Origin of the sequence: Mesorhizobium sp. M5C.F.Ca.IN.020.32.2.1 (assembly GCF_004023105.1) — a bacterium.
In the GTDB taxonomy this organism is placed as follows: Bacteria; Pseudomonadota; Alphaproteobacteria; order Rhizobiales; family Rhizobiaceae; genus Mesorhizobium; species Mesorhizobium wenxiniae.
Map to the genome: position 1 here is coordinate 1 of NZ_RZSX01000980.1, position 2,192 is coordinate 2,192.

General features: G+C 59.9%; 2 protein-coding genes. Both read right to left on the reverse strand.

Translation table 11 applies throughout. The features are described 5' to 3' along the window. Positions 1 to 1,029: plasmid replication protein RepC (repC, locus tag EOA86_RS31745; protein ID WP_128345211.1), on the reverse strand; the 1,029-nt coding region annotated here is incomplete at its 3' end. Positions 1,030 to 1,188: 159 nt separating this feature from the next. After that, the gene (gene repB / locus EOA86_RS31750; protein WP_128345213.1) at positions 1,189 to 2,190 is read right to left on the reverse strand and encodes a plasmid partitioning protein RepB; all 1,002 of its coding nucleotides are present in this window, start codon (positions 2,188 to 2,190) and stop codon (positions 1,189 to 1,191) included. Positions 2,191 to 2,192: the final 2 nt, after the last annotated feature.

A 2,192-nucleotide genomic window follows, 5' to 3' on the forward strand; every position in this document is an offset into this window, starting at 1 on the left:
CCCCATGACGAGGCAGGCATCCCCGTATGCCGATGGCGACACGCCAAGATAGCCCCGCACCTGGGCGGCGGTCTCCATCAGGTCGCGCCAGTTGGCTATCCCATTCACAGCGTAGTCGACAATGTCCGGGCAGGCTTTCAATACAAGTCCAAGTTGATAACCTTTCGGCGGCTCCGTCGTTCGCCGTTCTTGCGCAACCGGTGCCCCGCTCTTTTCTGGAGCAGGTTCAAATTCATTAATAGAGTCGGTGTTTGAATCAGATTGCTGCCGTTCAGAACGATCGGCATTGCCGTTCGAATCTTCGACATTCATGTGCGATTCCAACAGGATATCGATCTCCTCGCGGATCTCGGCCAGGTCGGTCACAATCGGCGCCAGGTCGACGATCGCCGCCCTCCGAGGAATCGCGTCCACGATTGCCCTGAAACGCCTCCACAAGTCTCCCCAGTCGCCGGGAACATCTTCCTCGACGGCCGCTTCGATCAGCTTTTGGATATCCCGGCGGTACAGCGTGATGCGCTCTCGCATGAGCCTCAGCGCTCGATTGTCCGCTCGCACGCGTTCCGCTGCCTCCGCGAACTCGTCTGCACGCGCCAGTACTGGGGCAAGCGAGAAGCCGAACGCCTCCTCGAGGCCCCCTCCCCTCCCCTTGCGGGCGTACCGTTTGCCGTTTGGGCTGTCCCGGCGGATGATAAGGCCACTGTCCACCAAGGTCGCCAGGTGTCGCCGCAGCGTTACCTCCGACATCCCGTGAGACCGCAGGATCAGCTGTTTGTTCGAGGGGAACACGACCAGGCCGTTTTCCTCGCTCAGCTCCGTGTCCGGATAGAATGACAGCAGCGCTGCCAATACCGCCAGGGAGCGGTCCCCGATGCCGACGACAGCTTTTCCCTCGCACAGGTCCCTGTAGACCTGCCATTTGTCGGCAGCCTTCCCTTCCGCGATTTCCTTCGAGTCATTCTGCGCTGCCAACATGGCAAGCGACATCGGTCGCCGCCCAAAGGGCGTCGTTGCAATACCCGTCTCCATTTCTTCCTTCGCCTTTCAATCAGGCAAAAGAAATCCGCTCGCCGACACGACGCTGTGACTCTTGACAGTGATTCGTGGAAATGCGATTCTCAGTCTGCTACAACTTTGAGAGAGGCTTCCACGACTAAGGTCGTTCGGGGGCCTTTTTCTTTTGCGGTTCTACTCCTGCTTCGATTTGCTGCTTGCCTGCCAGTCGGCGTAGAGATCGTCCAGCCGCCCTGTCAGAAACGCGCCGAAGCCCTCATCGGCTCCGGCAGTCTTGAGGGAGAGCGTATACGCCTTCCCGTTATCTTTGATCTTCCCAGCAACCTTGCCGCCGTGTGGCTTCCACTCGCTAACAGTCTGTTCCCGCTGGGGCTTCTTCGAAGCCTCGGCCAAAACTAGCATGAAGCGCTCGTCCGAGCTCAGGGGCCCGAACTCGGGCTTCTGGATAGCATTACGGGCAGTTTCCAGCACCTTGGGTTCGGCGATCTTTTCAGCGAGTTCCATCCACCTGCGGCGGCCCATTGAGGGCGCTGCGCCGATGGCCTTGACGATTCCGCTCGGGATGCCTTTCGCGACGGAAAGCAGCTTGGAAAGCTCCGTTTTGTCGGTCGACAGCGCCTGCATAATGACATCCCGGCTGAAGTCGTGGCTTTCGAGGCCCGCTGCGAAGAGGGCCCTCTCGATGTACGAGAGATCCTTTCTTGCGGTGTTCTCGATGCCCTGCGCGACGACAAGCTCGTTGTCGGTCAACTGCCTGACAACCGCTCTCACCTTCCGCTTCAGAAGCCGGACAGCGCGAAGTCTACGGTGCCCGTAGGCAACTTGGTAGCGACCTTCGAGATCGGGATGCTGCCTCACGAGTATCGGCACCTCTTGCCCGTTTTCCTCGATCGACCTTACGAGATCGTCCGTCGCAGTAACCTCGCCGTCTAGGCGATCTCGCACGAACGAGCTGTCGATGAGTTCCGGATCGAGTTCGACAACCTTCTCGCCTGCCTTCAGGGCTTCCTGCAGTTCACGAGCTTCCTGATCCATGCGGTCAAGGGCAAGCCCCATCGTCCTTACGGGTCCTGCCAACACACGGCCTCCGTCGCCCTCCCCCGAAAAGTTGGCCGCGGCCAACTTTTCGGGGGAGGGCGACGGAGGCCGTGTGTTGGCAGGACCCGTAAGGACGATGG